Below are 26,397 nucleotides of genomic sequence, written 5' to 3'. Positions count from 1 at the left end.
ATCGCCACCCCCGGCCAAACACATCCACCCACCCGGGCGTTTGCTTAGCCGGGCTGGCGGTTTGTGGGGTGGTCGGCTGGACAAACACATCCACCCACCCGGGCAGTTGGCTCGCCGGGTCGGCGGTTTTCAGGGTGGCTGGTTGGCCGCCGAGCACATCCACCCACCGGGCGTCTGTTGGCCGGGCCGGCGGTTCGTGGGGGCTGGCTTTGAGGACAGGCCCTGGTTCGACCTGGTTCGGTTCGGCCTGGCCTGGCCTGGCCGGGTCGGTTCCGAGTGGTCAGGTGCCTGCGGCGAACAGGAGGCCGATGGTCATCGCGCCCGGGTCGGTGACGCCGATGGCGTGGTCGCCCACGTAGCTGGCGCGGCCCCGGCGGGCGCGGATGCCCGCCGTGGCCTCGGCTCCTTCCTCCGCTGCCCGAGCGGCGACCGCGAAGGCCTCCGTGAGTGGTGTCGACGGTGGGAGGGCTTTGAGCGCGTCTGCGGCGGGGGACAGGGCATCGACCAGGGTTTTGTCACCCACCTGGGCTTCGCCGACGCGTTGGATGGCGGCGAGGCCGTTGGTGGTGCCTTCGGTGAGGGCGGCTGGGGTGAGGTCGCCTGCTTTTACCGTCGCGGCTGCGAACTCTTGCAGCAGGAGGCCGAAGAGTGGGCCGCTGGTGCCGCCGACCCTGTCCAGGAACACGTGGGCCGCGGCGGCGATCACCTCGGCTGCCGGGGTTCCCGCTACCAAGCCGTCCAGTTCGGACTGGATGAGGCGGGCGGCGCCCGCGATGTTGGCGCCGAAGTCGCCGTCGCCCGCGGCCTGGTCGAGGGCGGTCAGGTCGGGCTCGCGGTCGAGGGCGGTGGTGGTGAAGCGGCGGAGCCAGTCCGCGGCGGGGGAGTCGGTCATCTGTGCGTCCTTCCTCAGGCCGGCCACGCGGCGGTGTGCGCGGGGGCGTCCCAGAGCGCGGTCAGCTCGTCGTCGGTGCGGGTGAGTGACAGGGAGAAGCCGTGCATGTCGAGTGCCGTCACCACCGAACCCACCAGGTGGCGCTCCAGTGCGACCCCGTGTTCGGCGAGTGCGGTCGCGAACCGGTGGTGCAGGCCGTACAGCTCCAGCGGGGTCGTGCGGCCGAGGCCGTTGACCAGGCCGATGACCCGGTCGCCCCGGGTGAGGGTGAGGGCGGTGACGAGGCTGCCGGTCATGTCGCGCACCAGGTCGTCGACCGGGCCGTGGGGGCGGACCGCGCCGGAGCGCTCGCCGTGGATGCCGACTCCGTACTCGATGCCGTCGTCGGGGAGGTCGAAGGCGGGGGTGCCGGTGGCGGGGGAGGTGTGCGCGGCGGCGGCCACCGCCACGCTGCGGCTGCCCGCGGCGACCCGTTCGCCCAGGGCGACCAGGGCGTCGAGGTCGCGGCCCTGGTCGGCGGCGGCGCCGAGCAGCTTCTCCACCACCACGGTGGCGCCGGTGCCGCGGCGGCCCACGGCGATGTCGGCGGAGTCGGTGGCCACGTCGTCGTCGACCAGGACCCGGGCGCAGCGGATGCCGTCGTGGTGCAGGCGCTCGGCGGCGATACCGAAGTTGATCTTGTCGCCGGTGTAGTTCTTCACCACGTGCAGCACGCCGCCGGGCTTGGCCACCGCCTTCGACGCCGCGTACACCTGCCGGTTGTGCGGTGAGGCGAAGATCCGCCCCGGGCACGCCGCGTCCAGCATCCCGGCGCCGACGAAACCCGCGTGCAGCGGCTCGTGCCCGGACCCGCCACCGGAGACCAGGCCGACGACCCGCCGCGGGTCGGGCGACCGGGCGGTGACGTGGCCCGGGTCCGGGGTGAACTCGACCAGGTCGGCGTGCGCCAGGGCGAACCCGGCCAGCCCGGCGTCGACCAGGTCGTCCGGGGACTCGGCGAAGTAGCGGCTCATGCCCCCATCGTCGACCCCGCGCCGCCCGCCGTCGAGTCGGTGAGGTGGTGAGGCGGGGTTCGGGAGGCGCGCGGGCCGTCGCGGTCCCATCCTGGGAGGGAGGAGAGGAGTCCGCCATGACCGTGGTCCCGCCCCGGGCGTTCACCATCAAGGCCGATCACGAATCGACCCGCGTCCTGCACCGGCTCACCGGGCGGTGGTGGGTGGTCGCGGTGCTGGGCTTCCTGGTCGCCGTGCTGGGCGTCGTCCTGCTGGCCGACCTCGCCGCCGCCGCCGGGACGCTGGCCGTGCTGGTCGCAATCGGGCTGATCTTCGACGGCGCCGCCGAGATCGCCACCGCGGGCAGGCACCGGGCCGGGTGGCCCGCCTACCTGCTCGGCGGGCTGTGGCTGGTGCTCGGCGTGCTCGCCCTGGTCTGGCCGGGGATGACGCTGCTGGCGCTGGCCGTGTGCGTCGGCATCGGGTTCGTGCTCGGCGGGGTCGTGCAGGTGGGCGCCGCGCTGTCGGCGCGCAAGCGGTTGCCGATGTGGGGGCTGTGGCTGGCGCTGGGGGTGGTGACGTTCGTCGTGGGGGTGCTCGCGCTGGTGCTGCCCGGGTTGACGATCCTGACGCTGGCGGTGTGGTTGGGGGTGGCGTTGCTGTTGCGCGGCATCGGCATGGTGTGGTTCGGGTTCACCCTGCGCAGGCTGCACACCGCCACGGGACGCTAGGGTGCGCCCTCGAAGCCCGGCCTTGTCAGCGCTGCCAGACCACGAAGAAACCCTCGTCGGTGGTCATCGCCTCGACGAAGGCGTCGTTGTCGAAGCCGGGGAGGGACTGGAGGCGGGACATCAGGTCGTCGGCGCTGGGGTGGCCCGCGGGGACCGCGCAGCCGCCGCCGCCCTCGCGCATCAGCATGAAGAAGGTGTCCTCCTTCCAGGCGCTCTCGGGGATGATGCGGATCGCCACCTCGGCCAGGTCCGCCCACGACACCGACTCCTCCGTGCCGTCCGCGAGCAGCCGCCGGACACCGTCGTCGTCGACGGTGATGTCCGCCTCGCCGGGAATGCCTGACACACGTCCTCCGTGGGATGTCTTGCCGTACAGGGGAATCAGCTCGCCGCGGCGGCCAGCCTGCGCAGGGCGCCGCGCACCACCGCCGGGTCGGTCGTCGACCAGAACGGCGGCAGGGAGGCCCGCAGGAACCCGCCGTAGCGGGCCGTGGACAGGCGCGGGTCGAGGATCGCCACGATCCCGCGGTCGTCCATGGAGCGCAGCAGCCTGCCCGCGCCCTGGGCGAGCAGCAGGGCCGCGTGGGTGGCGGCGACGGTGAGGAAACCGTTGCCGCCCCTGGCCTCCACCGCCCGCTGGCGGGCCGAGGCGAGCGGGTCGTCCGGCCGGGGGAACGGAATCCGGTCCATCACCACCAGCGACAGCGACGGTCCGGGCACGTCCACCCCCTGCCAGAGCGACAGGGTGCCGAACAGGCAGGTCGCCGGGTTCTCGGCGAACTTCCCGACCAGCAGTGACGTCGAGTCCTCGCCCTGGCAGAGGATCTCGCCGTCGACGACCTCCCGCAGTTGCGCCGCGGCCTGCTTGGCCGCGCGCATCGAGGAGAACAGCCCCAGGGTGCGCCCGCCCGCCGCCTCGACCAGCTCGCGCAGCTCGTCGAGGTAGGCCGGGGGCAGGCCGTCGCGGCCCGGCGGGGGGAGGTGCCTGGCCAGGTAGAGGATGCCGGACTTGGCGTGGTCGAAGGGGGAGCCGACGTCCATGCCGGTCCACCGGACCTTGCCCTCGTCGGCGGGGGCTTCCCTGTCGATCGCGGCGCCCTCGACCTTCACGCCGCTGCTCTGCGCCACCGGCAGCCCCCACTGCCGGGCCAGGGCGTCGAACGACCCGCCGAGGGTGAGCGTCGCCGAGGTGAGCACCGTGGTGTTCTCGCCGAACAGCTTCTCCCGCAGCAACCCGGCCACGTTCAGCGGGGCCACCCGCATCGTCGGCGGGCGCGGGTTCTGCGACCCGAAGTCGCCGGTCACCCACACCACGTCGCGCTGGTGGGCGGTGTCGGTCTCGAAGGCCTCCAGCACCCGCACGGCCGTGTCGTGCACGTCCTCCAGGGCGGCCAGGGCCTGCTTGCGGGCGCTCACCGCGTCCGGCTCGCCGCCGCGCTTCTCCGGCCCGATCGCGGTGACGCAGTGCTGGGCGGCGTCGCGCAGGGCGGTGAGGGTGACGCGCAGCGGGTCGGGCAGCGCGTCCACCCGACCGACCGCCACGTCCTCCAGGAGCATGGCCAGCCCGTCCCCGCTCTCGGCGAGCCGGTCGGCGACGTCCTCCTCCACCAGCCTGCCCACCCGCCGGGCGGCGACGGACACGGCGGAGGCGGACAGCTCGCCGGTGGCCGCCGACGTCACCCGGTCCACCAGGTCGTGCGCCTCGTCGACGACGACCACGTCGTGCTCGGGCAGCACCTGGGCGGTGCCGAGGGCGTCGATGGCCAGCAGGGCGTGGTTGGTGACCACGACGTCCGCGCGCCCGGCCTCGGCCCGCGCCTTCTCGGCGAAGCAGTCGGTCCCGATCGGGCAGCGCGCGGCCCCCAGGCACTCCCGCGCCGACACCGACACCTGCCGCCACGACTGCTCGGACACGCCGGGCACCAGCTCGTCGCGGTCACCCAGTTCGGTGTCGCTCGCCCACTCCCGCAGCCGGGTGACCTCGCGGCCCAGGCGGGAGATGGCGAACGGGTCGAACAGCACCTGGTCGTCGAGGTCGTCGGCCGGGCCGCCGTCGAGCTTGTGCAGGCACAGGTAGTTGCGCCTGCCCTTGAGGATGGCGAAGGTCGGCGTCCGCTTCAGCGGCTTGGCGAGGGCCTTGGCCAGGCGGGGCAGGTCGCGGTCGACCAGTTGCCGTTGCAGGGCGATGGTCGCGGTGGAGATGACGACCGTGGAGCCCTTCTCCACCGCGTGCCGGATGGACGGCACCAGGTAGGCCAGCGACTTGCCGGTGCCGGTGCCCGCCTGCACGGCCAGGTGCTCGCCGGTGCGGATCGCCGCCTGCACCGCCTCGGCCATCTTGACCTGCCCAGGTCGTTCCGCGCCACCGACGGCACCGACCGCGGTGGCCAGCAGCTCACCGAGGGGAGGCAGGGAGTCCGGCACAGCGCAGACGGTACCGGTGGGGTCGGACAACCCGACCGCGTCCCCCGACCGGGTTGTCCCGTCCGGCTGGCACTGCGCCGGGGTGGTCGCTCGGCTGCACTGGGGGCACTGGTCCGAATGGAGGTACCCGCAATGGCACGGCGAGCTGTGATGCCCCTGTTCCTGGCGTCCACCCTGTTCTGCGCCCCGGCGATCGCGGCGGCGGACCCGGTGGCCGCCCCGCCCGCACCCCCGACCGCCGCGTCCGCCCCGGCCCCGGCGCGCGCCGAAGCCTCGGTGGGCGGCGGGACCGCCACCCTCGGTGCCGAGGCGGTGGAGGTGGAGCCCCTGGCGCCGTGCACCTCCGACGGCGCGTCCACCGCGGGCGGCCCGCCCACCGCCACGACCGGGGGCACCGCCGCGGACAGCGGCCCGGTCGGCTTCGGCCCCGGCAAGACCACCTGCACCCCCGACCGGGGCACCGGCGTGGCCAAGGCGTTCGCCGAGGGGCGCGACTTCCGGATCGACGCGCTGCGGGCGCACGGCGGCCCGACGATCACGGTGCGCCGGTTCAGCGCGGGCTGCACCACGATGGGCCGCAGCGTCAGCTCCGCGGCGACCCTGGCGGGCGTCAGCGGGCTGTCGACGCCGTGGTTCTTCCCGGTCAACCACACGATCACCGTCCCGGGCGCCACCGCCGCCGACCCGCCGCTGGCGGCCGTCACCGTCAACGCGGTGAGCGCCCCGGACCGCGAGGACAGGTCGGTCACGGTGAGCGCGCTCAAGATCCGCTTCTTCCCCGAGGGCGGCCCGGAGAGCGGCACCCTGCTGGTCGGCACGGTCACCTGCACCCCGGCCGCGCAGGGCTGACGGCCGGGCCCCGCTCAGTGCTCGAGCGCCACGGCCGCCAGGTTCGGGCGCTTGGCGGGTCGGGTCCCCGGTGCGCCGCTGTGGCTCTGGGCCAGGCGGATCGCGGCTCGCCACGAGGTGAGGTCGACGGTGCGGGCGTAGACCGCGTAGGCCAAGCCGTGGGCGAGTGACCTGGGGAAGCCGGTGCCGGGTTCGTGGTGGTGGCGGTGGATCGGGCCCCAGACGGCGAACGGCAGCAGGCCCGAGGCGCCGTACACCGCGAACGCGACCCACGCGCCTTCGGTCAGCCAGGTCCAGGTGCCTGCCGGGTTGCCCACCACGTGGCCGAGCAGGAGCAGGTACGGGATCGGGCGGACCAGGCCTGCGAGGGGGCTCGTCCACGGCCGGGTGAGGTGGTGCACCAGTTTCGCCGTGGCCAGGGGGCCCAGGTCGGAGTTCCGGATTCGGCGCAGGTGGCGGATGTGCCGCAGCGCTTCCTGGTTGGACCGGGTCCGCTGGGCCAGGAGGTGGCGCAGGTCGGGCAGCGCCTCCTGCTCGACGTGGGTGTCCGCGGTGAACGCGGTCTTCCAGCCCTTGCCCGCCAGGCGGGTGCCGAGTTCGGAGTCCTCCGACGTCGTGCCGCGCCACGGGCCGGGGTCGTCGGCGGTGGAGTCCAGGGCGGTCATCCTGGTGAACTGGCCGGGGAGACCCGGGGTGCCGGTGCGGTCCAGGGAGCGCAGGTGGGCGGCGACGGGGCCGCGGGACTCCAGGTCCTGCACGCGAGCCAGGGCTGAGCCGAAGCGGTGGCGGAGGGTGCTGTCCACGGCAGGCGGGGTGCGCCGGTCGACCACCCGCACGTCGACCCGGACGGCGCCGACAGCGGGGTCGCCGAAGAGGTGGTGAGCGGCGCAGACGTCGAGGGAGTTCGCCGCGGGGCGGCTGTCGGCGTCGAGGACCACGACGACGGTGCGGTCGGTGTCGGCGTGGGCGCCCATCCAGGACTTCAGTTCGCGGTGGGCGGTGTCGAGGGCGGCTCCCCCGCCGGTGCGCGCTCCGCGGACCAGGTGCAGGTGGCGGTCGCCGCCATGGCGGGGACCGCGCAGGCGGGTGACGACGTCCGCGGTGTCGTCCCCGGGGTCGGTGATCACCCAGACGTGGGCGGCGGGGAACGTGGCGCGGAGGTACCCGATCGTGTCGCCGAGGGCGGGTTCGCGGTCCCGGCAGGGGATCAGGAAGTGCCACTCCAGCGCGTCCGCGTCGCCGGTGGCCGAACGCCCGCGCCGCAGGTGGGGGAGCAGGACCAGGCCCGCGTGGCAGAGGAAGGCGATGCCCGCCGCCAGCGTGAGCGCCTGGGTCAGGCCGAGGAGGAGCGCGGGGCTCACCGCCCGCGCCCCGGTTCGCGCGTCGCCCGCGGGGGTGTCCGCGACCCGGGCCAGTCAAGTCCGAAGTGGAGGGACGAGCGCGCGGTGGCCGGGGGTTCGGCCGTCGCGCGCCGGGGTGGGCCCGGTTCCGGGTGTGCCACGGGTCCTCCGCGGGTCGGCGTCACCCGTGTGACGCGTGTGTCCGACATCATCGTGGTGCGGCGAACCCGGAAAACATCGCTGGATCGGGTGACGCGCGCGGTAGCGGTGCGTGTAGTGCGGCGCGGTGATCCGGGCAATACCGACACCCCGTGCCGGGGGACCACACCTCCGGGCGAAACCCCGTTCCGCAACCCGGGTCCCGTCGTTGATCCGGGCAAGAGCGGTCCCGGACCGGATGTCCACTGTGGATGGATCGGTTCCCCTCGGGAGGACGCGGTGGCCGCCCGGGGCCGCGCCTTGTCGTACGAGGTGAGGAAGAGCCATGCGTGAGGACGTCCTGGTGCTGGTGGGCACCTGCTCCGAGGCGATCAAGGCCGCGCCCGTCGCCCTGGAGCTGGCCGCGCACCCGCGCAGGCGTCCCGTGCTCGTGCACAGCGGGCAGCACGTCGGCGTGGTCGAGCAGGCGCTGGCCCCGTTCGGCCTGGCCCCCGACGCGGTGCTGCCGGTGCGCCGGGGCGCGGGCGGGCAGGCCGAACTGGTCTCGGCGCTGCTGCCCCGGCTGGGCGCGCTGCTGGCCGGGGTGCGCCCCGCCGCCGTGGTCGTGCAGGGCGACACCACCACGGCCCTGTGCGGCACCCTCGCCGCGTTCTGGCGCGGTGTCCCGGTGGCGCACCTGGAGGCGGGACCGCGCACCGCGTCCCCGGAGGCGGGCAACCGCCTGCTCGTCGCCCGCCTCGCCGCGCTGCACCTGGCGCCCACCGCGGCCGCCGCGGCGGCGCTGCGCGCGGAGAACGTCCCCGCCGACACCACCGTCGTCACCGGCGGCACGGCCGTCGACGCGGCCCGGCTGATCGCCGCGTCCGGGCTGCGCCCCACCAGCCCGGTGCTGCGGGGGCTGGAGGGCACGGCCGACCGGCTGGTGCTCCTCGCCCCGCACCGCCGCGAGTCCTGGGGGGCGCCGCTCGACGGGGTGCTCGGCGCCGTGCGCGCGCTGCTCGAACGCCACCGCGGGGTGCGCGCGGTGCTGCCCGCGCACCCCAACCCGGGCGTCCGCGCGCAGGTCGCCGCCGCGCTCGGCGGGCACCCGGCGGTCACCGTCACCGAGCCGCTGGACCACCCCGACCTGGTCTGGCTGCTGCGCCGCGCCGAGCTGGTGCTGACCGACTCCGGCGGCATCCAGGAGCAGGCGCCCACCTTCGGCGTGCCGGTGCTGCTCACCCGCGACAGCACCGAGCGCCGGGAGGCCGTGGACGCGGGCTGCGCCTGGCTCGTGGGCACCGAGCGGGCCCGCGTCCTCGACGCGGCCGACCGGGTGCTCTCCGGGGAACTGCGCGTCCGCGACCGGGCGAACCCGTTCGGGGACGGCTACGCCGCCGCGCGGGTGTGCGCGGCGCTCGACCGGGTGCTGCGCGCCCGGCCGCCGATGGCCACGGCCTCCTGACCGGCGGCCCGGCGTTCCCGGGTCAGCCGACGGTGCCCACCAGGGTGACGTCGGCGGAGCGGAGCTGGGCCAGGGCCGACTCGACCGTGGGCGGGGCGACACCCGCGGTGAGGTCGAGGCGGACGGTGACGGCGAAGCCCGCGGCGGCGGCGTCCAGGGCGGTGGCGCGGACGCAGTGGTCGGTGGCGATGCCGACCACGTCCACCCGGTCCACCCCCCGGGCGCGCAGCCAGTCGGTCAGCGACGCGCCGCCCGGCCCCTCGCCTTCGAAGCCGGAGTACGCCGCGGCGTAGGCGCCCTTGGAGAAGACCGCCTCGACCGGGCTGACGTCCAGCTCCGGGTGGAACGAGCTGCCCGGGGTGCCAGCCACGCAGTGCACCGGCCAGCTGTCGACGAAGTCCGGGGTTTCGCTGAAGTGCCCGCCCGGGTCGACGTGGTAGTCGCGGGTGGCCACGACGTGGTCGTAGCCGCCCGCCGCCACGTGCGCGCTGATCGCCGCGGCCACCGCGGCCCCGCCCGGCACGGCCAGCGAGCCGCCCTCGCAGAAGTCGTTCTGCACGTCGACGACGATCAGCGCGTTCTTGCCCGACTGGTTCACGACTGCTCCCGCGTGAGGTGGACGGTGGGGATGGCGGGTTCGCCCGCCGAGAGCTTGAGGCCCTCCCAGGGCAGGCTGACCAGCCCCTGCCGCACCCGGTTGCGGCTGTCCTCCAGGGTGGGCAGGTCCTCGACGACCTGCCCACCCCTGATCAGCGGGATCTGCAGCGGCCGGTCGTGCTCGCCCGCCTCCGGGGCGGGCCCCTCGGCCGGGTAGACGACCTCCTCCAGCGCGGTGCCGGTGGGCTTGTGCCTGCGCAGGGCCAGCTTGCGGCCGCCGCGCGACTCCTTGTGCGAGCTGCGCTTGGCCACCGGCCGCCCCTCGACCTCGACCAGCTTGTAGACCATGCCCGCGGTCGGCCTGCCCGAGCCGGTGACCACCGAGGTGCCCACGCCGTAGGCGTCGACCGGTTCCGCGCGCAGGGCGGCGATCGCGTACTCGTCGAGGTCGCCGGAGACCACGATCCGGGTCCCGGTGGCGCCCAGCGCGTCGAGCTGCTCGCGGGCCTGGCGGGCCAGCACGCCGACGTCGCCGGAGTCGATGCGCACCGCGCCCAGCTCCGGGCCCGCCACCGCCACCGCGGTCTCGATGCCCGCGGTGATGTCGTAGGTGTCCACGAGCAGGGTCGTGCCCACCCCGAGGGCGGCGACCTGCGCCTCGAACGCCTCCTTCTCGCTGTCGTGCAGCAGGGTGAACGCGTGCGCGCAGGTGCCCGACGTCGGGATCGACCAGCTCCGCCCGGCCTCCAGGTTCGAGGTGGTGCCGAAACCGGCCAGGTACGCCGCCCGCGCCGCGGACACCGCGGCCCGCTCGTGCGTGCGCCGACCGCCCATCTCGATGATCGGCCGCCCGTTCGCCGCCCCCGCCATCCGCGCCGCCGCGGAGACGATCGCGCTGTCGTGGTTGAGGATCGAGAGCACCACCGTCTCCAGGACCACCGCGTCGGCGAACGTGCCGCGCACGGTCAGCACCGGGGAGCCGGGGAAGTACAGCTCGCCCTCGGCGTAGCCGTCGACGTCTCCCCCGAACCGGTAGTCCGCCAGCCACGACAGGGTGGTCTCGTCGACCACGCCCGTCGCCCGCAGGTGGGCCACCTCCTCGGGGCCGAAGCGGAAGTCGGTGATGGCGTCCACCACGCGCCGGGTGCCGCCGACGACCCCGTAGCGCCTGCCCTCGGGCAGCTTGCGGGCGAACGCCTCGAAGACGCAGCGCCGGGAGGCCGTGCCGTCGGCCAGCGCCGCGGACAGCATCGTCAGCTCGTAGTGGTCGGTCAGCAGTGCCGTGGTCCCAGCCATGCGGAGCAGCCTAGGGCGCCGAACGGTCCGGTGTGTCCGGTGGACGCCGAAGTGATCTGTGACGTTCTACTCCGTTCGAATGAAGATCCGCTGAACCCGGTGAATCCGCTCGTGCCACCATTGACCCATGACCGCGCCAGTCGACATGGAGCAGACACAGGCCGACCCGGCCGGGTCCGAGGTGGTGGCCGAGGACCGCCCGTGGCAGACCGTCGTGTGGAACGACCCGGTCAACCTGATGTCGTACGTGACCTACGTGTTCCAGAAACTCTTCGCCTACAGCCGCGACCAGGCGACCAAGCTGATGCTCGACGTGCACCACGAGGGCAAGGCGATCGTCTCCTCGGGCAGCAAGGAGAAGGTCGAGGGCGACGTGGCGAAGCTGCACGCCGCGGGCCTGTGGGCGACGATGGAGCACACCTCGTGAAGCCGTGGAAGCGCAAGGGCGACAAGCTCTTCGCCGACATCGACAAGCAGGAGGCCGCCGTGCTGCGCGGCCTGGTCTCGCAGATCGACGACATGCTGCGCGCCAGGGTCGAGGAGACCCCGCAGGACGAGCTGGCCGAGCTGACCGGCATCCGCACCGGGCCGACCAGCTCCCCGGACGACCCGATCCTGTCGCGGCTGCTGCCCGACTTCCACCGCCTCGACGACGACAACCCGTCGAAGGAGGACCTGGACTCGGCCGCCATGCTGCGCTCGCTGCACGAGCCGGGCCTGCTCGACGTCAAGGTCGGGGTGGCCGCGGTGGTGCTGGGGACCTGCCCGACCCACGGCGGCGAGGTCCGGCTGTCGCTGGAGCAGGCCGACGCGTGGCTCAGCGCGCTCAACGACGTGCGGCTGGCGCTGGGCACCGCCATCGAGGTGACCGACGACATGCCCGAGGAGCTGCCCGACGACGACCCGCGCAGCCCGCACCTGGCCGTCTACCACTGGTTGACCTGGGTGCAGGAGTCGCTGGTCCAAGCCCTCTCCGAGGACTGACCCCGGTGCCCGTCCGGCTCGGCAGGCACGGCGGCGCGCTGGTGGTGCTCTTCGACGAGGGCACCGTCGGCGGCGTCGACGCCCGCGGCGGGGCGCCCGGCACCCGGGAGCTGGACGTGCTGGCCCCGGAGAACCTGGTGGGCCGGGTCGACGCGGTGTGCGTGGCCTCCGGCGGGCCCGCCGGGCTGGCCGCCGCCGACGGGGTGCTGCGCTGGCTGCGCGAGCGCGACCGGGGCTTCCGGGTGGGGGAGGGGCCGGGGCAGGTGGTGCCGATCGTGCCCGCCGCGACCAACCCCGGCGGACCCGCGCCCGACGCCGAGGCGGGCCACCTGGCCTGCCGGGCGGCCGGGGAGTGGGCGGTCGACGGGGTGGCGGCCCTGGTCGAGGGCGCCGTCGTGGTCGTGGTGGTGGACGCGGAACTGGACAAGGCGCGGTGCAGGCGGGTGGCCATCTCCGCCCGCGACGGCCTGGTCCGGGCCGGGGCGCCGGATGTCGCGACCACGGTGTTCGCCGCCGCCACCGGCACCCGGCCGCCAGCCGGGCCGCTGGAGCTGGACGCCCTATGCGGCGCCGCGGCGGACAGCGTCACGGTCGCCTACCAGGTGCTCCGCGCCGAGGCCGCCGACCGGTGAGCGGCTCTCACGGACTGGGAGCCCGGTAACCACCCAGTAGGATGGGTGCCGTGCTGACGATCCGCCGAGACCTCGTGGACGCGCTGGTCGCCCACGCCCGCCGGGACCACCCGGACGAGGCCTGTGGCGTCATCGCGGGCCCGGACGACGGCTCGGACCGCCCCGAGCGGTTCATCCCGATGCTCAACGCCGCCCGCTCGCCCACGTTCTACGAGTTCGACTCCGCGGACCTGCTCCGGCTGTACCGCGAGATGGCCGCCAACGACGAGGTGCCGGTGGTGGTCTACCACTCGCACACGGCCACCGAGGCCTACCCGTCGCGCACGGACGTCTCCTACGCCTCCGAGCCGTTCGCCCACTACGTGCTGGTCTCCACCCGGGACCCGCGGGAGCACGAACTGCGGTCCTACCGGATCGTCGACGGGGAGATCACCGAGGAACCGATCGAGGTGGTCGAGTCCTACCGGTCCGCCGACCCCGGCCCGGGCGGGGCACCCGAACAGTGATCAACCGCGCACCCGGGAATACCCGGTGCGATCCCGCACGTCTTCCCCTGTAGCACTGGCACACCCCGGAGGTTCCACCATGGCCGTCACGGTCTCGATCCCGACCATCCTGCGCACCCACACCGGTGGGGAGAAGTCGGTCCCCGCCGCGGGCACCACCCTCTCCGAGGTCATCGACGACCTGGAGGCCAACCACGGCGGCCTCAAGCAGCGCCTGGTCAAGGACGGCGCCCTGCACCGGTTCGTCAACGTCTACGTCAACGACGAGGACGTGCGCTTCGCCGGTGGCCTCGAGGCCAAGGTCGCCGACGGCGACAACGTGACCATCCTCCCCGCCGTGGCCGGCGGCTCGCGCTAACCCCTGTCCGGGAGGTTGTTCCGATGGCCCGCTACGACTCACTGCTCGACGCGCTCGGCGACACCCCACTGGTCGGGCTGCCGCGGCTGTCGCCGTCGGCGGACGTGCGGCTGTGGGCCAAGCTCGAGGACCGCAACCCGACCGGCTCGATCAAGGACCGGCCCGCGCTGGCCATGATCACCGCCGCGGAGCGCGACGGGGTGCTGCTGCCCGGCAACACCATCCTGGAGCCCACCTCGGGCAACACCGGCATCTCGCTGGCCATGGCCGCCAAGCTCAAGGGCTACGGGCTGGTCTGCGTGATGCCGGAGAACACCTCCGAGGAGCGCAGGACGCTCCTGCAGGCCTACGGGGCCCGGATCGTCTTCTCGCCCGCGGCGGGCGGCTCGAACGAGGCCGTCCGCCGGGCGAAGGAGCTGGCCAAGGAGCACCCGGACTGGGTGATGCTCTACCAGTACGGCAACCCGGACAACGCGGGCGCGCACTACCGCGGCACCGGTCCGGAGATCCTGCGGGACCTGCCGTCGATCACCCACTTCGTCGCCGGGCTGGGCACCACCGGCACGCTGGTGGGGGTGGGCCGGTACCTGCGCGAGCAGAAGCCGGACGTGGAGATCGTGGCGGCCGAGCCGCGCTACGGCGAGCTGGTCTACGGCCTGCGCAACCTCGACGAGGGGTTCGTGCCCGAGCTGTACGACCCCGAGGTGCTGACCGGCCGCTACTCGGTCGGCTCCTACGACGCGCTGCGCCGCACCCGCCAGCTCCTGGAGACCGAGGGCATCTTCGCGGGCATCTCCACCGGCGCGATCCTGCACGCGGCGCTGTCGGTCGCGGAGAAGGTCGCCAACCGGGGCGGGGAGGCCGACATCGTCTTCATCGTCTGCGACGGCGGCTGGAAGTACCTGTCCACCGGCGCCTACAGCGGCAGCCTCGACGAGGCCGCCGAGCGGCTGGACGGGCACCTCTGGGCCTGACCGCCGTGCCCCGGGGTCGCCCGCCGTGTCCTAGGGTGGCCGGTCATGCCGACAATCTCCCGCACCGCGGTGGTCGACGCCCCGGTCACCGAGGTGTGGCCGGTGGTCTCCGACGCGGCGCGCCTGCCCGACTGGTTCAGCTTCGCCGACCGGGTGGACGTGGTGACCGGCTCCGGCCTCGGTGAGGCGCGGGTGCAGCACGCCCGGTTCGAGGGGCGCAGGCAGGAGGTCGACCAGGAGGTCGTGGAGTTCACCCCGGAGCGGGTGATCGCCTGGGCGCACCGGGCCGAACGCCTCGACGGCGACCCGGCCCCGGTGCGGGCCACCGGTGTGGTGTTCCGGGTGGAGCTGACCGCGCAGGGCGGCGCGACCCGGGTGCGCCTCGCGCAGACCCTGACCCCGGCGGGCGTCGGCCGGGCGATCGCCCTGCACCTGTTCGGCGCCGCGGCGATCGGGCGGACCATGGCCGAGAGCCTGGTGCGCCTGTCCCGATCCCTGGCCTGAACCCGGGCACAATGGCCGCCATGAAGGTGATCGGCCTGCTGGGCGGGATGAGCTGGGAGTCCTCGGCGGAGTACTACCGGATCGTCAACGAGCGCGTGCGGGAGCGGCTGGGCGGGCTGCACTCGGCGCGGTGCGTGCTGTACTCGGTGGACTTCGCCGAGATCGAGCGGATGCAGGTCGAGGGCCGCTGGGACGACGCCGCCGCGGTGCTCGCGGACGCGGCCCGGGCGCTGGTGCGGGCGGGGGCCGAGGTCGTCGTCCTGTGCACCAACACCATGCACAAGGTCGCCGACCGCATCACCGACGGGCTCGGCGTGCCGCTGCTGCACCTGGCCGACGCGACCGCCGAGGCCGTGACCGCCGCTGGCTTGACCCGCGTCGGCCTGCTCGGCACCGCCTTCACCATGGAGCAGGACTTCTACACCGGCAGGCTCGCCGCGCACGGCCTCGACGTGCTCACCCCGGGCGCCGCCGACCGCGCCGAGGTGCACCGGATCATCTACGAGGAGCTGGTGCTCGGGGTCGTCGAGGAGTCGTCCAGGCAGGTCTACCGCGAGGTGATCGGCAGGCTGGTCGAGCGGGGCGCGCGGGGGGTGGTCCTGGGGTGCACCGAGATCGAGCTGCTGGTGTCCACCCGGGACAGCCCGGTGCCGGTGTTCCCGACCACCCGCCTGCACGCCGAACTCGCCGTCGACCTGGCCCTGGCCGACCAGCGGCCAGGGCCGGGTCGTCGGTTCACAGGGTGAGGTCGGCCAGGTCCTCCTCGGTCAGCTCGATGTCGCCCGCGGCCAGGTTGGACTCCAGGTGCGCGATCGACGAGGTGCCCGGGATCAGCAGGATGTTCGGCGACCGGTGCAGCAGCCAGGCCAGCGCGACCTGCCGGTCGGTGGCGCCGTGGCGCGCGGCGACCCGGTTCAGGGCCTCGGCCTGGATCGGGGTGAACCCGCCGAGCGGGAAGAACGGCACGTAGGCGATGCCCAGCTCCGCGGTCTCGTCCACCAGCGCGTCGTCGCTGTGGTCGACGACGTTGAACAGGTTCTGCACGCACACCACCGGCGCGATCGACCGCGCCTCGGTGAGCTGCGCGGCGGTGACGTTGCTGACACCCAGCTCCTTGATGAGCCCCTGCTCGCGCAGCTCGGCCAGCACCCCGAACGGCTCGGCGAGCGAGCGCTCCACCGGGCCGGTCAACCCGGGCATCCGCAGGTTGACCACGTCGATGCTGTCCACCCCGAGGCGGTCCAGGTTCTCCCGGACGGCCAGCCGCAGGTCGTCGGCCTCCAGCGCCTCCGGCCACCCGCCGTCGGCGTCGCGGCGCGCGCCCACCTTGGTGACCAGCACCAGGTCGTCGGGGTAGGGCCGCAGCGCCTCGGCGATGATCTCGTTCACCACGTACGGGCCGTAGTAGTCCGAGGTGTCCAGGTGCCGCACACCCAGTTCGACCGCCCGCCGCAGCACGGCCACCGCGGCGTCGCGGTCCTCCGGCGGCCCGAACACGTGCGGGCCCGCCAACTGCATCGCTCCGTACCCGATGCGGCCGACCTCGGCCGCCCCGAGCTTCCCGTTCTTCTGCATGGCCTCCACCATGCCCCCTCCCGCGCGGGAGGGCTCGCTTTGGCAGGACTCTGCCACCGGACTCGCTCCCGACCTGGTGCCGCTCCAGGTGCACACTGGAACCGATGACGACATCCGGGATCACCGTCGTGCGCGGCGAGCAGGAGCTGTACCCGTGGCTGGCGCACGCCTTCGCGCACGCGCGCACCGAGATCAGCTGCGCCGTCGACCAGCTCTTCTCCTGGGTGGTCACGCGCACCGCGTCGGTGCCCGCCACCCGGTTCCCGCCGGGGGTGCGGGTCCGCAAGCTCTACCGCGCGGGCCTGCTGCTCGACCCCGCCTTCGCCGGTTACGCGCACACCATGGCCGACCTCGGCGCCGAGGTGCGGGTGCCCGAGCGCGAGGTGAACGAGACGGTCCTGATCGACCGCAGGGTGGCCGTCCTGGCGGGCGACACCGCGCACGGCCCCCGCGGCTACAGCGTCGTCACGGTGCCCGAGGTCGTGCAGGGCATCGCCTCGCTGTTCGACACCGCGTGGGCCACCGCCGCCCCGCTGGCGCTGTGGGACGCCGACCGGACCGACCTGCGGGCGCTGGCGCCGCGGGTGCTGGAGGCGCTGGCCGCCGGCGCCAAGGACGAGACCGCCGCCCGCACCGTCGGCCTGTCCGTGCGCACCTACCGGCGCCGGGTGGCCGAGCTGATGGCCGCCCTCGGCGCCGAGACCCGGTTCCAGGCGGGTGTCCGGGCCCGCGAACTGGGCCTGATCTGACGCGTCGGGGAGCGGTGCGCCCCGGGGCCGGTCTCGGGGTCGTCCCGGATACCCGGGGTGCGGAAAACACGTAGCCTCGAACCGTGAGCACTTCGCCCGTCAAGGCCCCCTCGGCCCGCGTCCTGCCGCCGAACCCGGCTCAGGCCGGGATCGTGATCGGGGCGTTCACCGCGCTGCTCTACCTGGTGGAGCTGGTCGACGTCATCCTGCCCGCGCAGCTCGACCAGAACGGGATCATCCCGCGCTCGGTGTCCGGGCTCGACGGCATCCTGTGGGCGCCCCTGCTGCACGGCGGCTGGGGGCACCTGATCGGCAACACGCTCCCGTTCCTCGTGCTCGGCTTCCTGGCCATGGCCAACGGGCTGGGCCAGTGGGTCGCGGTGACCGCCACCATCTGGGTCGTCTCCGGGGTCGGCGTGTGGCTGACCGGCGCGCCGGGCGTCACCGTCGGCGCGTCCGGGATCTGCTTCGGCTGGCTGCTGTTCCTGCTGGTCCGCGGCCTGTTCAACCGCAGCGCGGTGCAGCTCGGCGTCGCCGCCGCGCTGCTGCTGTACTGGGGCACGATGCTGTTCGGGGTGCTGCCGGGCAACCAGGGGATCTCCTGGCAGGGGCACCTGTTCGGGGCGGTCGGCGGTGTCCTCGCGGCCTGGTTCGTCGCGCAGGCGAACAAGGGGGTCGCCAAGCGGCAGGCCACCGCGCCCCCGGTGTTCCCGGCGTGAGCGCGCCGATCGGGATCTTCGACTCCGGGGTGGGCGGGCTGACCGTCGCCCGCGCCATCCTCGACCAGCTCCCGCACGAGCGGCTGCGCTACGTCGGCGACACCGCGCACAGCCCGTACGGCCCCAAGCCCATCGCCGAGGTCCGCGCCCGCGCGCTGGACATCGCCGACGGCCTTGTCGCCGACGGGGTCAAGATGCTCGTCATCGCCTGCAACACGGCCTCGGCGGCCTGTCTGCGTGACGCCCGCGAACGCTACGACGTGCCCGTGGTCGAGGTGATCGTCCCGGCCACCCGGCGGGCCGCGGCCGCCACCCGGTCCGGGCGGGTCGGAGTGATCGGAACCGCTGGAACGATTCGGTCCCGCGCCTACGACGACGCGTTCGCCGCCGCCGCGGGCATCACCGTGACCGGTTCGGCCTGCCCCCGGTTCGTCGACTTCGTGGAACGCGGTGTGACCGCGGGCCGCCAGATCCTCGGCCTGGCGCAGACCTACCTCGAACCCCTCCAGCAGGCCGAGGTCGACACCGTGGTCCTCGGCTGCACGCACTACCCGCTGCTCACCGGCCTCATCCAGGTGGTGATGGGACCCGACGTGACCCTGGTGTCGAGCGCGGAGGAGTGCGCCAAGGACGTCTTCCGGGTGCTCACCGAACGTGGTCAGGTGGCCGAGGAGGGTGACCCCGGGCCGCACGAGTTCCGGACCACCGGGGAGGCTGAACCGTTCCACCGCCTGGCCCGCCGGTTCCTCGGCCCGGAACTGGCCGGGGTGGCCCCCTCGGCCATCCGGTGATCGTGCGGAGGGCCCCGCGTGTGACAGGCTGTCCGACGTGCTGCTGACCGTCCTCGGCTGTTCCGGGAGCGTCCCCGGACCCGGTGCCCCCGCCTCCGGCTACCTGTTGGAGGCCGAGGGGTTCCTGCTCGGCGTCGAACTCGGCAACGGGACCTTCTCCGCGCTGCAAGCCCTGCGCGACCCGTTCGAGCTCGACGCCCTGCTGTTCTCGCACCTGCACGCCGACCACTGCGCCGACTTCTCCGCGCTGAGCGTCTACCGCCGCTACCACCCGGCGCCGACGATCGACCCGCGGGCGAACAAGCTGCCGGTGCACGCCCCCGCGGAGGCACCGACCCGGTTCAGCGCGCAGTACGGCACCGACGAGGCCGACCGGCAGGTCACCGACCTGTCCGACGTCTACGACTTCGTGCCGCTGAACACCGGCAAGTTCCAGGTCGGCCCGTTCGAGGTCGTCGCGGCCCCGGCCGCGCACCCGTGCGAGTCCTACAGCTTCCGGATCAGCCACGGCGGCCGCAGCCTGGGCTACACCGGCGACACCGGGGTCAACGCCGTGCTCCCCGACCTGGTGCACGACGTCGACACCCTCCTCGCCGAGGCGTCCTGGACGCACTCCGGCGCGGTGATCCCCGACCTGCACCTGTCCGGCCGGGAGGCGGGCGAGATCGCCGCGCAGGCCGGGGTGGGTCGGCTGCTGCTCACCCACATCCCGCCGTGGACCGACTCCGCTGCCGTCCTCGCCGAGGCCAGGGCGGCCTACCGGGGCGATGTGGTGATCGTGCGGCAGGGCGCGAGCTACGAGGTCTGAGTGGCCCATCTAGGCTGGCCGACGTGGTGAGAAGCGATGGCAGGAACGACGACCAGCTCCGGGACATCAAGATCACCCGCGGCTACCAGGACTGGCCCGCGGGCTCGGTGCTCGTGGAGTTCGGCCGCACCAGGGTGCTCTGCGCGGCCAGCGTCACCGAGGGCGTGCCGCGCTGGCGCAAGGGCTCCGGGCTCGGCTGGGTCACCGCCGAGTACGCGATGCTCCCGTCGGCCACCAACACCCGAAGCGACCGCGAGTCGGTCAAGGGCCGCGTCGGCGGCCGCACGCACGAGATCAGCAGGCTCATCGGCCGCTCCCTGCGCGCCTGCATCGGCCTGGCCGCGCTCGGCGAGAACACCATCCACCTCGACTGCGACGTGATCCAGGCCGACGGCGGCACCCGCACCGCGGCCATCACCGGCGCCTACGTCGCCCTCGCCGACGCGGTCACCTGGCTGGCCGCCGGCGGCAGGCTCGCCGACCCCCAGCCGCTGTCCTGCGCGGTGTCGGCGGTCAGCGTCGGCGTGGTCGGCGGCCGCATCCGCCTGGACCTGCCCTACGAGGAGGACTCGCGCGCGGAGGTCGACATGAACGTCGTCGCCACCGACGCGGGCACCCTGATCGAGGTGCAGGGCACCGGCGAGGGCGCCACGTTCGCCCGCTCCACCCTGGACAAGATGGTCGACCTGGCGCTGCAGGGGTGCGCGGAGATCAACCGCGTGCAGGCCGAGGCACTGGCCCTGCCGTACCCGGGCACCCTGCCCGAACCGAAGCCCGCCAAGTCCACCCAGCCGAAGGCGGGCAAGTGAGCCGGGTCCTGCTCGCCACCCGCAACCAGAAGAAGCTGGCGGAGTTGCGGCGCATCCTGGTGGCCGAGAACGTGCACGGGGTGGAGATCGTCGGCCTCGCCGACCTCCCCGAGTTCCCCGACGCCCCCGAAACCGGGGCCACGTTCGAGGAGAACGCCCTGGCCAAGGCCCGCGACGCGGTCCGCGAAACCGGCCTCCCGGTCATCGCCGACGACTCCGGCGTCACCGTCGACGCCCTCAACGGCATGCCCGGGGTCCTCTCCGCCCGCTGGTCCGGCAGGCACGGCGACGACCAGGCCAACCTCGACCTGCTCCTGGGCCAGCTCACCGACGTGCCCGACGAGCGGCGCGGCGGCGGCTTCGTCTGCGTGGTCGCCTTCGTCCTCCCGGACGGCACCGAGACCACCCTGCGCGGCGAGTGGCGCGGCACGATCAGCCGGGAACCGCGCGGCACCAACGGCTTCGGCTACGACCCGATCTTCGTGCCCGAGGGCGGGACCCGCTCCTCGGCGGAGATGGCACCGGAGGAGAAGGACGCCGTCTCCCACCGCGGCCGCGCCCTGCGGCTGCTGGTCCCGTACCTGCGCGTGCTGGCCCAGTGATCGCGCGCTAGGCGTTCAGCAGCGCGGCCAGGGCCTGCGCCCCGGCGGTCACGGCTGCCGCCCCGGCGCTGAACCCGGTGCCCGCCGGGAACTCGGCCATGAGCACGACCACGTACCGGTCGGCGACGACACCGGTGGAGTGCACGGCGGTGAAGCCGCTGCCGTTGCCCCACCCCTGCTTGACCGCCCAGTCGTCGAAGGCGGCCGGGATGCCGAAGTGCTGGTCGAAGCCGTCCGCGGCGAGCTGCGGCGCGGCGGCCAGCGGGGCCAGCAGTTCGGGCAGTTCCGCCATCAGGTACCGGTAGGTGGCCAGCACGGCGTCGGGGGTGAGCAGGGTGTTGCCCCAGCGGCCCGCGATGTCCGGGTCGGTGACGCCCGCGGTGCCGATCTCGGCCGCGGCGGTCGTGGGGAGCGCGTCGCCGCCGAGCAGGCCCCACAGGGCGCTGGCGGCGTCGTCGTCGCTGTCGCGCAGCATCCGCTCGACGCGGGTGGCGTACTCCGGGTGGCCCGCGGCCCGCACGGCCACGAGCAGCTTCACCAGCGACGCCGAGTGGAACGCCCGGTCCGCGCCGGTGGACAGCACGGTCTGACCGGTTTCCGCGTCCCACACCACGAGCCCCACCGAGGCGCCCGCCACCGCGCCCCGCACGGCGTGGACCACCGGGTCGGCGGAGAGCGCTCGGGCTTGGGGGACCGGTGCCCCCGCGCCGGGTGCGGCCTGCTCAGGAGCCACGGCGGCAGCGGGCGGTTGGCACGCCTCGGCCGTGGAACCACCCAGGCCCGCGGCGATCGCGACCACCACGCTCGCCACCGACAGCCGCTTCCGCCACCCGCTCATGCGGGTACAACGCTCGACCGAGAAAAATAGTTCAACCGACAACTAATTTATCGGAGCACCGCGTCCAGGGTCCGGGCTCCGGCGGTGACCGACTTCGCGGCCGTGGACCAGGCCGTGCGCAGCGGGTGCTCGGTCAGCAGCACGACGACGTAGCGCCACCCCGCCCCCACCAGACCGGTGCTGTGCACGACGATGTCCCGCGTCGAATCCGACCAGCCCTGCTTCACCGCCCACGGCGCGCTCAGCCCGTCCGGGATGCCGAAGTGCTGGTCGAACCCGTCCGCCGCGGACCGCGGCGCGGCGGCCAGCGCGTCGACGACCAGCGCGCGGTCGGCGGCGGGCAGCGCCTCCAGCACGTGGGTGTAGACCCCGGCCACGTCGCGGGCGGTCAGCAGCACGTCGCCCCAGCGGCCGGGGATGGCGGGCGGGCGGGTGTCGCGCAGGCCCATCGCCCGGGCGGCCCGGGTCACCAGCGCCGCGCCGCCGCGCCGCACCCACAGGGCGCTGGCGATGTCGTCGTCGGACAACCGCAGCATCCGCGCGACCTGCTTCCGGGTCGCGGTGTCCGCCCCGGCCTCCAGCACGTCCACCGCGATCAGCAGCTTGACCAGCGACGCCGACCGGAACCGCCGGTCCGGCAGCGCCGAGACGACCTCGGTGCCGGTCTCCCGGTCCAGCACGAGCAGCCCCACCTCGGCGGCCCGGTCCACCCCGCGCACGGCACCGACCACCGCCGACGCCGTCGGAGCGGGTCCGGACGGCGTCGGCCGGGGTCTGTCGGACGGCCGTGGCGCCGTGGTCGCGGGTGGGAGCGGGGCGGCGGTGTCCTGCTCGGCCGGGGCGGGCAGTGCGATCACCGGGGCGGCCAGCACGGTCGGGCCGGGGTCCGGGGTGGTCGAGCAACCGACCGCGAGGGCGAGGACGGGGAGCAGGAGCCAACGGCGCATGCCCGGAAGAACGCGACCCCCGGCCGGGGAAGTTGACCCGTCCGGAACTCAACTTCCCCGTGCTGCGAGCCGTTACGCCGCGGCGGGCCGGGAGGTTGCCCCGGATCAGATCTTGAGGTCTTTGCGCAGCTTGGCGACGTGACCGGTGGCCCGCACGTTGTACTGGGCGTGACTCAGCACACCCTCCGGGTCGACGACGAAGGTGGAGCGGATCACGCCGGTGACCGTCTTGCCGTACATGGTCTTCTCGCCGAAGGCGCCGTAGGCGTTCATGACCGCCTTGTCCGCGTCGGACAGCAGCGGGAACGTCAGGCCCTCGTCGGCGACGAACTTGGCCAGTTTCGCCTGCTTGTCCGGGGAGATGCCGAGCACGGCGTAGCCCGACTCACCCAGCTCGGCCAGGTTGTCGCGGAAGTCGCACGCCTGCTTGGTGCACCCCGGCGTCGCCGCGGCCGGGTAGAAGTACACGACCACGGACCGGCCGCGGAAGTCCGACAGCGAAACCTGGTTGCCCTCGCTGTCGGGGAGGGTGAAGTCGGGGGCGGGGTCGCCCGCGGAGAGTCGTCCAGGGGGGACCGGCTTTGTCTCGCTCATGGCGTGGACGCTAGCGGGCCCGACTCAGGCGGTTTCGCTGAACACCGTCACCGCGCTCCCGGCCCCCGGCTCCGGCGCGGCACCGATGTGCACCCAGGTCTTCTCCTGCGGCACGGCGAAGGCCACCGAGAACCGCAGCGTCTCACCCGGCTTCACCTCCGGGCCGCCGACGACGCCGGTGTAGCCCTGGGTGGAGTCGATGACCTGCTGGGTGGCGGTGCCGTTGGCGGTGGCCGACAGCGACAGCAGCGTCGGCTTGTAGGGGGCCGGGCCGTCGTTCTCCACCGCCATGTCGAACCCGACCGCCCGCACGGCGGGCGGCGAGGCCGAGTTCGTCGGCACGAACGACTTCGCCTCGGACACGGTGATGGTCAGACCGGAGCCGAGGGAGGTCCGCTCGCCGCCGCGGGAGGCGGGGCCCCCGGACCGGGCGACCTTGTCGCTGAGGGTCGTCGGCGGCGGGGTCGGGGCCTGGGTGGGGGCGGAGTCGTCCGCACCGCAACCCGCGACGGCCACCAGCGCCGCGCAGGCGGCCGCGGTCAGACGGGCGAGCTTCACCGGACGTGCCTTTCTCGCGGAGGGGGACGCGGGGGTGTGCGCACTCCACCATGACGGCAGGCGCGGTCCACCGCCGCAGCGGATGCGGGGTTGAGTCGGACCTGGTGTCGTGCTGTGGCCGAGCCGTGACCAGCGGCGCACACCGGGTGATCGACGCCACGGCCGCGACCCGCGGTTCCCCGGTTCCTCAGGCGGCGAAGGCGAAGAACAGGACGAACAGCCCGACCCCGACCAGCCAGGCGGCGATCAACCAGCCGAAGTCCCGCCACGGCGCCACGGCCCGGTTGTCGTCGGCCCCGGGCACGTGCACCCCCCGCTCCTCGAACCGGTCCACCAGCCGCAGGAGCGCGGCGAGGGGTCGGGGCGCGCGCACGCTGTGAATCGTCCCACAGCGCTCAGCGCCCGCGCCCCCTGATGTGGTTCGAGAACGCCCGCGCGATCTCCCGCTCGGCGTCCCGGGTGGCCAGGCTCGCCCGCTTGTCCCAGGACTTCTTGCCCTTCACCAGCGCCAACTCCACCTTCACCCGCCCGTCGGCGAAGTACATCGACAGCGGCACCAGGGACAACCCGCCCTCGTGCACCCGCAGCGCCAGCTTGTCGATCTCCCGCCGGTGCAGCAGCAGCTTGCGCACCCGCCGCGGCGTGTGGTTGGTCCACGTCCCGAACGCGTACTCGGCGATGTGCAGTCCGCGCAACCACACCTCACCGTCGTCGATCGTGGCGAAGGAGTCGACGAGCGAGGCCCGCCCCAACCGCAGGCTCTTCACCTCGGTCCCGACCAGCACCACCCCGGCCTCGACCGTGTCGAGCACCAGGTAGTCGTGCCGCGCCTTCCGGTTCGACGCGATCGTCCCCGGCTGCGGCTTCTTCGCCATGCCCCCAGCCTACTTCGAGGGACGGACGACCTGTTTGCCGTCCGCGGGCGTTCGACCCGGCATCTGCGCGAGGCCGACCAGTTCTCGCGGGCTCCGGCGATCGTCGTCGCCGCTGCCCGGAGTCCTGCTAGTCGGTCACTTTCGGATGCGGGCCCGCGTACTCGACCCACACCGTGTGCTTCTCGACGTCGAGCAGGTACCAGACGCGATCTCCGCCGGTGACCTCGATCTGCCAGCGTGGTAGGAGTCGTCCGCCGTGGGTGCCGTCGGCCAGGTTGCCTTTCAACTGGTGATGTCTGTCGGTCGGCTTGCCCGGCCCCGGGCCGGGGTCGTGACGCATGGTCTCCCATGCGTCACGCAGGTTGTTGGCCGCACGGTTCTCCAGTTCGCCCCACCCGTCGACGGCATCGCTCTTGCTGTACCTCACGCGCCATTCACCGCCGACGGTCGGCGGTGCGACCGGGTCGTTCCTCTTCGGGCTCACGCGGAGGCTGCCCCGGGTGCGGGAACGTCACCCAGGTCCTCGCCCTCCTGGCGCAGGATCTTCAGCAGTCGCGGATCGGCGTGGACCTCAGCGGTGTGCTGCCACTCGGCGATCAGTCGGGTGACCGGCGCAGGCGTGCCGAGCGAGTTCGCGGCCTCGAGGGTGTGGACCAATTCGACGACGAAGGCCTGCATGTCCTCACGAGGCAGGAATCGCACCCACGGGAAGGCCTTCGGCATGACGTCCGTGACGAGCCCGCGGACCTCCGCGTGCTGCTGCATCAGGGCGATGAAGAGGGTGGTGGTGGTCGCCACGACCTCTCGCACTTCGTTCGCCCGGCTGGCCGTCGTGAGCACCAGATCCTCTTCACCGCCCCGCCGGTGTACGAGGAGTGTCTGGTTCGGCGCCTCCTGCAGCTTGCGCACCGAGTCGGCCGGTTTGTTGGACAAGTCGCTGAAGTTGATCTCGGACGCAGTAGAAGGCATAGTTGCAAACTAGTTTAAAACTAGTCTCCGGTCCAGTGGTCACCGGTCGATCTCGTGCGTGCCCGCTGCGGTGGGCGACCGCAGTGGGATCGGGCCAGGTCGGACCTGTGTCTGAATCCAGTGCCGTGGCCACGGCACTGAGGCTGACGCGGGTCGGTGCGGAAGGGTGGGACCGGAGAGACTCGAACTCTCACTGGCACGGACCTAAACCGTGTGCCTCTGCCAATTGGGCTACGGTCCCGGGGCCGCCTGTGTCGACGGCCACGCCCCAGGGTAACGGCGTGGCCGGCGCGCGGGGCGGCCGGTGGGTGATCTACCGTGGTGCCCGCCGACGGCGGTTTCCTAGGAGGACACGTGGCCCGCGACCCCGACACCATCCAGCGCGAGATCGAACAGGCGCGTGACGCGCTCGCCGCGACCCTGGACCAACTGGGCACCAAGGCGAGCCCGAAGCGGCTGGTGGACAACGCCAAGGCCGAGGCCCGCTCGAAGCTCGACGAACCGAAGGTCAAGTACGCCCTCATCGGCGTGGGTGTGCTGGTGGGCCTGCTCGTGGTGCGCAGGATCTTCAGCTAGTGGGAGGTCCTCAGCCGCTTCGGCGGCTGAGGACGACTCGCTCTGCCTGCCGGGGTTTCTCTCGGCGGTGTCTTGGTCCCCTTGGCGGTGCCTCTGTGGCTCCGCTTGGCTGTGTTTCCAGCACCGGGGTTTGTTGCGGGTGCTGGGGGTGGGCTGATCTGCTCAGCCGTGCCGTGGTTTCAAAGCCCGGGACTTTTTGGGGCGTGCCCGGGTGGGTGGATCTGCTTGGGCGGGGCCCCTACAGCGATCACGTGCCTGGTGTGACCGAGTGGGGCGAAAAGAGTGCCCCACTGCCCAGGCAGGCT

34 protein-coding genes and 1 tRNA gene are annotated in these 26,397 nt (G+C 73.5%); 18 read left to right on the top strand and 17 right to left on the bottom strand.

The window, feature by feature from the left end; all coding sequences use genetic code 11:
* Positions 1-280 precede the first annotated feature (280 nt).
* Together dhaL and UO65_RS30275 are read right to left on the bottom strand one after the other, a co-directional pair.
* Positions 281-892 carry a dihydroxyacetone kinase subunit DhaL gene (gene dhaL, locus UO65_RS30280; RefSeq protein ID WP_035289505.1) on the bottom strand — a complete coding sequence of 204 codons (612 nt, stop codon included), beginning with the start codon at positions 890-892 and terminating at the stop codon, positions 281-283.
* Between the two features lie 14 nt (positions 893-906).
* Complete coding sequence (locus tag UO65_RS30275) at positions 907-1,905, bottom strand: dihydroxyacetone kinase subunit DhaK (RefSeq protein ID WP_035289502.1); 999 nt, start codon at positions 1,903-1,905, stop codon at positions 907-909.
* 116 nt (positions 1,906-2,021) lie between these two features.
* Between UO65_RS30275 and UO65_RS30270 the strand changes: the two genes are divergently transcribed.
* Positions 2,022-2,615 (top strand): HdeD family acid-resistance protein, encoded by a 594-nt coding sequence (locus UO65_RS30270; RefSeq protein ID WP_035289497.1) that lies wholly within the window; start codon positions 2,022-2,024, stop codon positions 2,613-2,615.
* Between the two features lie 25 nt (positions 2,616-2,640).
* On the opposite strand, the gene UO65_RS30265 is transcribed toward UO65_RS30270, so the two are convergent.
* Entirely contained in the window at positions 2,641-2,961 is a 321-nt protein-coding gene (locus UO65_RS30265; protein ID WP_035289494.1) for a hypothetical protein, read from the bottom strand.
* A gap of 35 nt (positions 2,962-2,996) precedes the next feature.
* A complete protein-coding gene (locus UO65_RS30260) occupies positions 2,997-5,039 on the bottom strand; it encodes an ATP-dependent DNA helicase (protein ID WP_035289491.1) in 2,043 nt (680 codons plus the stop codon).
* Between the two features lie 132 nt (positions 5,040-5,171).
* On the opposite strand from UO65_RS30260, the gene UO65_RS33855 reads away from it, so the two are divergent.
* The gene (locus UO65_RS33855) at positions 5,172-5,888 is read left to right on the top strand and encodes a hypothetical protein (RefSeq protein ID WP_152552355.1); all 717 of its coding nucleotides are present in this window, start codon (positions 5,172-5,174) and stop codon (positions 5,886-5,888) included.
* A 14-nt stretch (positions 5,889-5,902) separates the two neighbouring features.
* On the opposite strand, the gene UO65_RS30250 is transcribed toward UO65_RS33855, so the two are convergent.
* On the bottom strand, positions 5,903-7,249 hold the full coding sequence (locus UO65_RS30250) for a glycosyltransferase (RefSeq protein WP_035289488.1): 1,347 nt from the start codon (positions 7,247-7,249) through the stop codon (positions 5,903-5,905).
* 463 nt (positions 7,250-7,712) lie between these two features.
* Here UO65_RS30250 and wecB point away from each other — a divergent pair, with 463 nt between their 5' ends.
* Positions 7,713-8,831, top strand: coding sequence for a non-hydrolyzing UDP-N-acetylglucosamine 2-epimerase (wecB, locus tag UO65_RS30245; protein ID WP_035289486.1), 1,119 nt, complete (start codon positions 7,713-7,715; stop codon positions 8,829-8,831).
* Between the two features lie 22 nt (positions 8,832-8,853).
* Here wecB and UO65_RS30240 read toward each other — a convergent pair whose 3' ends face one another.
* Both UO65_RS30240 and UO65_RS30235 read right to left on the bottom strand, forming a co-directional pair.
* Positions 8,854-9,429, bottom strand: coding sequence for an isochorismatase family protein (locus tag UO65_RS30240; protein ID WP_035289483.1), 576 nt, complete (start codon positions 9,427-9,429; stop codon positions 8,854-8,856).
* Positions 9,426-10,724, bottom strand: a complete 1,299-nt coding sequence (locus UO65_RS30235; protein ID WP_035289481.1) for a nicotinate phosphoribosyltransferase — start codon at positions 10,722-10,724, stop codon at positions 9,426-9,428. Before UO65_RS30235 ends, UO65_RS30240 begins: the two co-directional genes overlap by 4 nt.
* 127 nt (positions 10,725-10,851) lie before the next feature.
* Between UO65_RS30235 and clpS the strand changes: the two genes are divergently transcribed.
* The 8 genes from clpS (at position 10,852) to UO65_RS30195 (ending at position 15,428) form a co-directional block, all read left to right on the top strand.
* Entirely contained in the window at positions 10,852-11,151 is a 300-nt protein-coding gene (gene clpS / locus UO65_RS30230) for an ATP-dependent Clp protease adapter ClpS (protein ID WP_035289478.1), read from the top strand.
* Positions 11,148-11,708 carry a DUF2017 domain-containing protein gene (locus UO65_RS30225; protein ID WP_035289475.1) on the top strand — a complete coding sequence of 187 codons (561 nt, stop codon included), beginning with the start codon at positions 11,148-11,150 and terminating at the stop codon, positions 11,706-11,708. The genes clpS and UO65_RS30225 overlap by 4 nt, the downstream gene beginning before the upstream one ends.
* Positions 11,709-11,713: 5 nt before the next feature.
* On the top strand, positions 11,714-12,340 hold the full coding sequence (locus tag UO65_RS30220; RefSeq protein ID WP_233427899.1) for a P1 family peptidase: 627 nt from the start codon (positions 11,714-11,716) through the stop codon (positions 12,338-12,340).
* A gap of 41 nt (positions 12,341-12,381) precedes the next feature.
* Complete coding sequence (locus UO65_RS30215; protein WP_035289472.1) at positions 12,382-12,846, top strand: M67 family metallopeptidase; 465 nt, start codon at positions 12,382-12,384, stop codon at positions 12,844-12,846.
* Between the two features lie 79 nt (positions 12,847-12,925).
* Positions 12,926-13,204 carry a MoaD/ThiS family protein gene (locus UO65_RS30210; protein WP_035289469.1) on the top strand — a complete coding sequence of 93 codons (279 nt, stop codon included), beginning with the start codon at positions 12,926-12,928 and terminating at the stop codon, positions 13,202-13,204.
* A 23-nt stretch (positions 13,205-13,227) separates the two neighbouring features.
* Positions 13,228-14,178: a PLP-dependent cysteine synthase family protein gene (locus tag UO65_RS30205; protein ID WP_035289465.1), complete on the top strand. Its 951-nt coding sequence runs from the start codon at positions 13,228-13,230 to the stop codon at positions 14,176-14,178.
* Positions 14,179-14,223: 45 nt separating this feature from the next.
* Positions 14,224-14,682, top strand: a complete 459-nt coding sequence (locus UO65_RS30200) for an SRPBCC family protein (RefSeq protein ID WP_035289462.1) — start codon at positions 14,224-14,226, stop codon at positions 14,680-14,682.
* Between the two features lie 20 nt (positions 14,683-14,702).
* Positions 14,703-15,428: an aspartate/glutamate racemase family protein gene (locus UO65_RS30195; protein ID WP_052022012.1), complete on the top strand. Its 726-nt coding sequence runs from the start codon at positions 14,703-14,705 to the stop codon at positions 15,426-15,428.
* Here the strand turns inward: UO65_RS30195 and UO65_RS30190 are convergent.
* On the bottom strand, positions 15,418-16,269 hold the full coding sequence (locus tag UO65_RS30190) for an oxidoreductase (protein WP_052022010.1): 852 nt from the start codon (positions 16,267-16,269) through the stop codon (positions 15,418-15,420). The two genes, UO65_RS30195 and UO65_RS30190, sit on opposite strands and share 11 nt — an antisense overlap.
* Positions 16,270-16,361: 92 nt before the next feature.
* On the opposite strand from UO65_RS30190, the gene UO65_RS30185 reads away from it, so the two are divergent.
* From UO65_RS30185 to rdgB, 6 genes are all read left to right on the top strand, one after another.
* Complete coding sequence (locus UO65_RS30185) at positions 16,362-17,006, top strand: LuxR family transcriptional regulator (RefSeq protein ID WP_035289460.1); 645 nt, start codon at positions 16,362-16,364, stop codon at positions 17,004-17,006.
* 83 nt (positions 17,007-17,089) lie between these two features.
* Complete coding sequence (locus tag UO65_RS30180) at positions 17,090-17,725, top strand: rhomboid family intramembrane serine protease (protein ID WP_035289457.1); 636 nt, start codon at positions 17,090-17,092, stop codon at positions 17,723-17,725.
* Positions 17,722-18,516, top strand: coding sequence for a glutamate racemase (gene murI, locus UO65_RS30175; protein ID WP_035289455.1), 795 nt, complete (start codon positions 17,722-17,724; stop codon positions 18,514-18,516). Before UO65_RS30180 ends, murI begins: the two co-directional genes overlap by 4 nt.
* A 37-nt stretch (positions 18,517-18,553) precedes the next feature.
* Positions 18,554-19,324, top strand: a complete 771-nt coding sequence (locus UO65_RS30170) for an MBL fold metallo-hydrolase (RefSeq protein ID WP_035289453.1) — start codon at positions 18,554-18,556, stop codon at positions 19,322-19,324.
* Positions 19,325-19,347: 23 nt separating this feature from the next.
* A complete protein-coding gene (gene rph / locus UO65_RS30165; RefSeq protein WP_035289450.1) occupies positions 19,348-20,133 on the top strand; it encodes a ribonuclease PH in 786 nt (261 codons plus the stop codon).
* On the top strand, positions 20,130-20,735 hold the full coding sequence (gene rdgB, locus UO65_RS30160; protein WP_035289448.1) for an RdgB/HAM1 family non-canonical purine NTP pyrophosphatase: 606 nt from the start codon (positions 20,130-20,132) through the stop codon (positions 20,733-20,735). Before rph ends, rdgB begins: the two co-directional genes overlap by 4 nt.
* Positions 20,736-20,742: 7 nt before the next feature.
* On the opposite strand, the gene UO65_RS30155 is transcribed toward rdgB, so the two are convergent.
* From UO65_RS30155 to UO65_RS30115, 9 genes are all read right to left on the bottom strand, one after another.
* Positions 20,743-21,573: a serine hydrolase gene (locus UO65_RS30155; protein ID WP_052022009.1), complete on the bottom strand. Its 831-nt coding sequence runs from the start codon at positions 21,571-21,573 to the stop codon at positions 20,743-20,745.
* Positions 21,574-21,620: 47 nt separating this feature from the next.
* Positions 21,621-22,520 carry a serine hydrolase gene (locus tag UO65_RS30150; protein WP_052022008.1) on the bottom strand — a complete coding sequence of 300 codons (900 nt, stop codon included), beginning with the start codon at positions 22,518-22,520 and terminating at the stop codon, positions 21,621-21,623.
* A 105-nt stretch (positions 22,521-22,625) separates the two neighbouring features.
* On the bottom strand, positions 22,626-23,114 hold the full coding sequence (gene bcp / locus UO65_RS30145; RefSeq protein WP_035289445.1) for a thioredoxin-dependent thiol peroxidase: 489 nt from the start codon (positions 23,112-23,114) through the stop codon (positions 22,626-22,628).
* A gap of 24 nt (positions 23,115-23,138) precedes the next feature.
* A complete protein-coding gene (locus UO65_RS30140; protein ID WP_052022007.1) occupies positions 23,139-23,672 on the bottom strand; it encodes a hypothetical protein in 534 nt (177 codons plus the stop codon).
* A gap of 187 nt (positions 23,673-23,859) precedes the next feature.
* On the bottom strand, positions 23,860-24,045 hold the full coding sequence (locus UO65_RS30135) for a hypothetical protein (protein WP_035289442.1): 186 nt from the start codon (positions 24,043-24,045) through the stop codon (positions 23,860-23,862).
* 22 nt (positions 24,046-24,067) lie between these two features.
* Positions 24,068-24,547, bottom strand: a complete 480-nt coding sequence (gene smpB, locus UO65_RS30130; protein WP_035289440.1) for an SsrA-binding protein SmpB — start codon at positions 24,545-24,547, stop codon at positions 24,068-24,070.
* A 127-nt stretch (positions 24,548-24,674) separates the two neighbouring features.
* Entirely contained in the window at positions 24,675-25,031 is a 357-nt protein-coding gene (locus tag UO65_RS30125; protein ID WP_035289437.1) for a hypothetical protein, read from the bottom strand.
* A complete protein-coding gene (locus UO65_RS30120) occupies positions 25,028-25,516 on the bottom strand; it encodes a hypothetical protein (protein ID WP_035289434.1) in 489 nt (162 codons plus the stop codon). Before UO65_RS30120 ends, UO65_RS30125 begins: the two co-directional genes overlap by 4 nt.
* Before the next feature lie 167 nt (positions 25,517-25,683).
* Positions 25,684-25,757 (bottom strand) — tRNA-Leu (locus tag UO65_RS30115).
* Positions 25,758-25,870: 113 nt separating this feature from the next.
* Between UO65_RS30115 and UO65_RS30110 the strand changes: the two genes are divergently transcribed.
* Positions 25,871-26,092, top strand: a complete 222-nt coding sequence (locus UO65_RS30110) for a DUF3618 domain-containing protein (protein WP_035289431.1) — start codon at positions 25,871-25,873, stop codon at positions 26,090-26,092.
* The last annotated feature ends 305 nt before the right edge of the window (positions 26,093-26,397 follow it).

The sequence above is a fragment of the Actinokineospora spheciospongiae genome, from assembly GCF_000564855.1.
Lineage (GTDB): Bacteria > Actinomycetota > Actinomycetes > Mycobacteriales > Pseudonocardiaceae > Actinokineospora > Actinokineospora spheciospongiae.
This window is presented reverse-complemented; position numbering and strand designations above follow the sequence as displayed.